The sequence below is a fragment of the Streptomyces apricus genome, assembly GCF_008369065.1.
GTDB classification, from domain to species: Bacteria; Actinomycetota; Actinomycetes; order Streptomycetales; family Streptomycetaceae; genus Streptomyces; species Streptomyces apricus.
In genome coordinates, this window is sequence record NZ_VDFC01000043.1 from 50,726 (window position 1) to 56,847 (window position 6,122).

At 72.8% G+C, this 6,122-nt stretch carries 5 protein-coding genes and 1 pseudogene; 3 read left to right on the forward strand and 3 right to left on the reverse strand.

Features of this window, described 5'->3' with window-relative positions; genetic code table 11:
* Positions 1-152: 152 nt before the first annotated feature.
* A complete protein-coding gene (locus FGF04_RS18330; RefSeq protein WP_149512416.1) occupies positions 153-575 on the forward strand; it encodes a pyridoxamine 5'-phosphate oxidase family protein in 423 nt (140 codons plus the stop codon).
* Positions 576-593: 18 nt separating this feature from the next.
* Here the strand turns inward: FGF04_RS18330 and FGF04_RS18335 are convergent, their stop codons facing one another.
* Complete coding sequence (locus FGF04_RS18335) at positions 594-2,150, reverse strand: protein kinase domain-containing protein (protein ID WP_149512417.1); 1,557 nt, start codon at positions 2,148-2,150, stop codon at positions 594-596.
* A 365-nt stretch (positions 2,151-2,515) separates the two neighbouring features.
* Here FGF04_RS18335 and FGF04_RS18340 point away from each other — a divergent pair, with 365 nt between their 5' ends.
* Complete coding sequence (locus FGF04_RS18340) at positions 2,516-4,171, forward strand: Stk1 family PASTA domain-containing Ser/Thr kinase (protein ID WP_149512418.1); 1,656 nt, start codon at positions 2,516-2,518, stop codon at positions 4,169-4,171.
* Positions 4,172-4,581: 410 nt separating this feature from the next.
* On the opposite strand, the gene FGF04_RS18345 is transcribed toward FGF04_RS18340, so the two are convergent.
* Entirely contained in the window at positions 4,582-5,124 is a 543-nt protein-coding gene (locus tag FGF04_RS18345; protein WP_149512419.1) for a bacterial proteasome activator family protein, read from the reverse strand.
* Positions 5,125-5,210: 86 nt separating this feature from the next.
* Positions 5,211-5,798, reverse strand: a complete 588-nt coding sequence (locus FGF04_RS18350) for a PadR family transcriptional regulator (protein ID WP_149512420.1) — start codon at positions 5,796-5,798, stop codon at positions 5,211-5,213.
* Between the two features lie 113 nt (positions 5,799-5,911).
* On the opposite strand from FGF04_RS18350, the pseudogene FGF04_RS40660 reads away from it, so the two are divergent.
* Positions 5,912-6,122, forward strand: a pseudogene (locus FGF04_RS40660) (hypothetical protein); the annotation flags it as partial.

Genomic DNA, 6,122 nt, shown 5'->3' on the forward strand with positions numbered 1-6,122 from the left:
GGGCAGGGACAGGGCAGAGATGAGGGCGGGCGCGGGGCAGTGATGGGCCGATCCCGGCCCGGGGGCCGTCCGGGAAAGGGGACCTAGGGCCCGCCCCACGGGGGCCCGGCGCCTCTTCCACCGGCTCCCCCGGGTGCCGCAGGTTGGAAGGCATGCCGACCGACCCCCACATCGCCGCCGGCCTGCTCGGCCGCGTCGCCCACGGCCGGGTGGCGGCCAGCGTGCGCGCACTGCCCTTCCTGACGCCCGCCCGCCACAWCGTGGCGGACGGCCGCGTCCTGCTGCGGATGCACGGGGGCCACGGCCACCACCTGGTGTGCGCGGGCAGCGTCGTCGCGTACGGCGTGGACAACATGAGCTGCGCCCCGGCGGGCGCGGAGCGGTGGTCGGTGCAGGTCGTCGGCGTGTGCGAGAGCGTCGAGCCGACCGCCGGCCAGCTCGCGCGCTTCGGTCCCTGCCCGGTGCTCGTGGACGGCGGCCCCTTCGAACCGGTCTACCTGGGGATCACGCCGCGGCTGATCACCGTGGAGTCGATGGGCGTCGTCGTGGAACACCCGCTGGACCGCAGCGGCTGAGGACGGCGCCCGCAGGGGTCAGCCGTTCCCCTCGGTGCCGCCGGCCGGCTCCCCGTTCGCGCCGCCGTCGGTCGCCGGTTCCGACTCGGGCGGCTCCTCCTCCGTGGGCGGAGGCTCCTCCTCCGTCTCCGTCGGCGTGGGCTCCTTGGTGGTGGGCTTGTCCGAGGGCTTGGTCGGCGTCGGAGTCGGCGAGTAGGTCGGCGAGGGCTGGTAGGACGGCGTGTAGTCCGAGTTGCCGCCCGTACTCGTGTCCTCGTTCGTCTCCTCCTCCGTCGGCTCCTCGGACTCGTCCTTGCTCGGCTTGCTCTCCTTCTCGGACTCCGAGGCCGTCGGCGACGTCTTCGTGCCGGGCCCGTCGCCGTCGCCCCCGCCGCCGTTGAGCGCCAGCGCCACGCCCGCCGCGATCGCGATCACCGCGAGGACCGCGAGGATCCACAGCTTGCCGCGGCCGCTGCCGTGGTTGCCGTGGCCGTCGAAGCCGCCGTCGTCGCCACCGCGCTGGGGCAGGATCGGGGACGGGATCTGCGTGGTGCCCATGTCACCGGGGTGCGGCAGCCCGGCCGCGCCCGCGAGGCCCATGGCCGCGGTGCCCGCGCCCTCGTGCATCGTCACCGGGCCGGTGTTCCAGGTGCCGGTGTGGCCGCCCTGGTCGTACAGCATCTGCAGCCCGTACTGGACGAGTCCGCGCATCTCCTCGGCGGTCTGGAACCGGTCGTCCGGCTCCTTCGCGAGCGAGCGCATGACCAGGCCGTCGAGCTCCGGCGGCACCGCGTCCGAGACCTCGGACGGCGGGACCGGGATGTCCTGGACGTGCTGGTAGACCACCGACAGCGGGGTCTCACCGGTGAACGGGGGACGCAGTGCGAGGAGTTCGTAGAGCAGACAGCCCGTCGCGTAGAGGTCGCTGCGGTGGTCGACCGCCTTGCCGAGCGCCTGCTCCGGCGAGAGGTACTGGGGCGTGCCCATGACCATGCCGGTCTGCGTCATCGTCGACTGGGCGCCGTGCAGGGCGCGCGCGATGCCGAAGTCCATCACCTTCACCGCACCGGTGTTGGTGATGATCACGTTCGCGGGCTTGATGTCCCGGTGGACGATGCCGTGCTGGTGCGAGTAGGCGAGCGCCTCCAGCACCCCGGAGACGATGATGAGCGCCTGCTCGGGCCCCGGCGCCTCGGCGTTGATGAGGAGGTCGCGGATGGTGCGGCCCTCGACGAGCTCCATCACGATGTACGGCACGGTCTGGTGGGCGAAGACGTCCTCGCCGGAGTCGTAGACCGCCACCACCGCGTGGTGGTTGAGGCCGGCGACCGACTGGGCCTCGCGCGTGAAGCGGGCCTTCGAGGTGGGGTCCTCCGCCAGGTCGGCACGGAGCAGCTTGACCGCGACGGTCCGTCCCAGGCGGACGTCCTCCGCGGCGAACACCTCGGCCATACCGCCCCGGCCGAGTCTGTGGGTCAGCCGGTACCGGCCGTCCCCGACCAGCCCGCCGTTACCCCACAACTCCGGCGCATCTGACATACCGCCGCCAGTCGCCTCGGGGTCGGACGGGCCCTGAGCGCGCTGCTGCTGTGCCATCGGTCCTCGCCGTCGTTTCTGTCCGCACCGGTCGACGTAGTACGCGCGGTGGTTGTTACGGTCTCCGTCGGGCCACGCTACAGCCTCCGCGCGAGGCGCCGGTCCGGGATGGGCCCGGTCGCCCGGCCCGCGGCCCGGGCACGGGTGCACATACAGGTGCACATCCTGTGCGACGGCGGTGGGACACGTGTAACGCTTCCGCGACTGTTCCTTCGCGTACGGTCACGGAACGGGCACCGAGCTTGACGTGTCGGTGCCCTCAGGCAGACTTGGCCGGTAATGAGCGCAAGGATCACCGGCCGCGGGAGCCACACCAGCAGCTTTCGCCCGCGTGACGTGGCACGGCCGATGGGGGACGCGGAAAGATGAGCCAGGACGGCGCACAGGGCCGGTACGTGGGGCGCTCGGTCGCCGGCGGGCGCTATCAGCTGCGTGATCTGCTCGGCGAGGGCGGTATGGCCTCGGTGCACCTCGCGTACGACTCGGTGCTCGACCGGCAGGTCGCGATCAAGACACTGCACACCGACCTCGGCCGCGAGCAGGCCTTCCGCGAGCGGTTCCGCCGCGAGGCCCAGTCGGTGGCCAAGCTCACGCACACCAACATCGTCTCGGTCTTCGACACCGGCGAGGACGACCTCGACGGGGTGACCACCCCGTACATCGTCATGGAGTACGTCGAGGGCCGCCCGCTCGGCTCGGTCCTCGAACAGGACATCGCGCAGCACGGCGCCATGCCCGCCGACAAGGCGCTGAAGATCACCGCGGACGTGCTGGCCGCGCTGGAGATCAGCCACGAGATGGGCCTGGTCCACCGCGACATCAAGCCGGGCAACGTCATGATGACCAAGCGCGGCGTGGTCAAGGTGATGGACTTCGGCATCGCCCGCGCCATGCAGTCCGGCGTGACCTCCATGACCCAGACCGGCATGGTCGTCGGCACCCCGCAGTACCTCTCCCCCGAACAGGCCCTCGGCCGCGGCGTCGACGCCCGCTCCGACCTGTACTCCGTCGGCATCATGCTCTTCCAGCTGGTCACCGGGCGGCTGCCGTTCGAGGCGGACTCGCCGCTGGCCATCGCGTACGCGCACGTCCAGGAGACGCCCGTCGCGGCCTCCTCGGTCAACCGCTCGCTGCCGCCCGCGGTGGACGCGCTGATCGCCCGCGCGCTGAAGAAGAACCCGAGCGAACGCTTCGTGAGCGCCGAGTCGATGCGCGACGAGTGCCTGCGGGTGGCCCAGTCCTTCCAGGCCGCGCCGCCGAACATCGTCCCGGGCGTGCAGACGTCCAGCGGAGCCGGCGTGGCCTCCGCGGTCTTCCCGCCGGTCGACCAGTCGGCGCAGGCGCCGCAGGGCACCGTGCAGACGCCGTACCAGCCCAACCCCTACGGCCCGCCCACGCCGGCGGTGGGGCACACGCCCGCCCCGTCGTACGGCTACCCGCAGCAGGGCGGCTACCCGACACCGGCCCAGACCTCCGGGTACGCCCCGCAGCAGGGCCTGCACACCCCGCCGCCGTACACGATGTCCCCGCACACCGCGTCGGGCTCCGGCGGCGGTTCCGGCGACGGCCGCAAGAGCAACATGCCGGTGATCGTGGGCTCGGTCGTCGTCGCGCTCGTCGCCGTCGGCGCGCTGATCGCCGCGCTGACCCTGGGCGGCGGGGACGACGACAAGAAGAAGGAGGAGACCGCGAGCAGCGCCCGCGCGTCCGCCTCCGAGGAGGTGTCCGGGCACAAGGGGCCCGACACCACCAAGAAGATCGACAAGACCGCGTGCACGGAGCCCGACGAGTCGTACAACGACGAGAGCAAGATCAGGGTCCCGGAGTTCAGGTTCAAGAACATCGACTCCGTGAAGGCGTGCTTCCAGGCGGCGGGCTGGCAGTACGAGTCCAAGACCGTGGACGAGAACGCCTACGGCGAGGGCACGGTCATGACCCAGATCCCCGAGGCGGGCGCGGACGTCGACCCCAAGGACATGCCCAAGATCGAGCTCTACGTGTCGACGGGCGACCCCGCCTGATCACACGGCCCGGACGGCCGAAGGGGCCCGGCATCCCTGCCGGGCCCCTGTGGCTGCCCGCTCTTTCCCCGAAACTGTCCGCCTGGCCGAGGACACCACCGGGCTGCCTGTGACCTGCGGCTCCGCGACACGAGGCCGCGGTGACCCGCGGGCCCGGGGCCACGCAGTATCCCGCGGGTCCGGGGCCGCGGTGTCCCGCGGGCATGGGGTCGCGGTGTCCCGCCGGTCCGGGCCGCCGGTGTGCCGCGGGTCCGGGGCCGCAGTGGCCCGTGGCCACAGGCCACCGGTGTCCTACAGGTACGGGGCCGCAGTGTCCCGCCGGTCCGGGCCGGCAGTGTCCCGCAGGCCCGGGGCTGTGGTGTCCCGCGGGTCCGGGCGTCGGTGGCCCGTGGCCACGGGCCGCCGGTGTCCTACAGGTACGGGCCGCCCGTGCGGCCGCCCGCGGCCCGCGGGTCCGGCTCGTCCTCGCCGCCGACGCCCGGGGGCAGCGCCCGGCGCATCTGCTCCAGCTGCGCCCTGGCCGCCATCTGCTGGGCGAACAGGGTGGTCTGGATCCCGTGGAAGAGGCCCTCGAGCCAGCCGACCAGCTGCGCCTGCGCGATCCGCAGCTCGGCGTCGGAAGGGACGCCGTCGTCCGTGAACGGCAGGGAGAGCCGCTCCAGCTCCTCCACGAGGTTGGGGGCGAGCCCGTCCTCCAGCTCCTTCACCGAGCTGGCGTGGATCTCCTTGAGCCGTACCCGGCTCGCCTCGTCCAAGGGTGCCGCACGCACCTCCTCGAGCAACTGCTTGATCATGCTCCCGATCCGCATGACCTTGGCGGGCTGTTCCACCATCTCCGTCACCGGAACCTCTCGGGAGTCCTCGTCCCCACCGCCCCCGAGAGCCATCCCGTCCTGGCCCACGACCAGGATCTGCGGGTTCTCCGGCGAGCTTTCGTTCCTCGGCATCTCCATGCCGCCATTCTCTCGCACTCACACACGTCACCGGCGTGGTGCCCCCTCCGGGACGTGATCCACCGTGTACGAACCGGTGCCCGGTGTCAGAGGGGCGGTGCGGGCGGGGGCACGGGCGGCGCCGGCGGCTCCGTGGCCGCCGCCTCGGCCAGCCGCAGCAGCCGGGCCTCGCAGTGGTCCAGCCAGCGGATCTCGGCGTCCGCGCGGAAGATCAGGTGCTCCAGGACCAGCAGCCGGGCCACCTCGTCGCGGTGCGCGGGCGCCTCCGCGAGCGCCTGCGCCCTGAGCCGGGTGTACGTGTGCACGGCCTCCGACAGGTACCGCCGCTGCGCCTCCAGGACCGCCCGTACGTCGGCCCCGGGCGCCCCGACCGCCATGGCCAGCTTGATCGCCAGTTCGTCGCGCGGCAGGCTCGTGCGCTCGACGGGGCGGTCGAACCAGGACCGCAGCTCGGCCCGGCCGTCGTCCGTCAGCGCGTACAGCACGTGTCCCGCCCCGTCCGCGCCCTGCTGCACGACCAGGCCGTCCCGCTCCAGCCGGGCGAGGGTCGTGTAGACCTGCCCGACGTTCAGCGGCCAGGCCGAGCCGGTGCGCGCCTCGAACTCGGTCCGCAGCCGTGAGCCGTAGCGGGGGCCGTCCTCCAGGAGCGCCAGCAGGCCGTGACGTATCGACATGGTCGTTCTGTACCCCGTACACCCGTCCGAGGACCGGGATGCCGGTACGGACGGCCCGTGTGAGGCTGAAGCCGCTGATCTTGGATCCTCCGTACCGGGAGGGGGTCACCGCCGTGACTCCGTGGTTCCGTGCCCTTCGCCTCACCGGCCTGCTGCTCCTGCTGCTGGCAGGCCCCTCGTACACACCGGGGGCCGCCGCGTACGAGCCGGTCCCCGCCGAGTCGCGGGCCGGCAGCCGGGCCGGAGAGGGCCGCGAGCGCCCGGGCCGGGAGGCGCCCCCGACGCCGCAGGACAGCGCACCGGCTCACCCGGACGGCTCAGCCG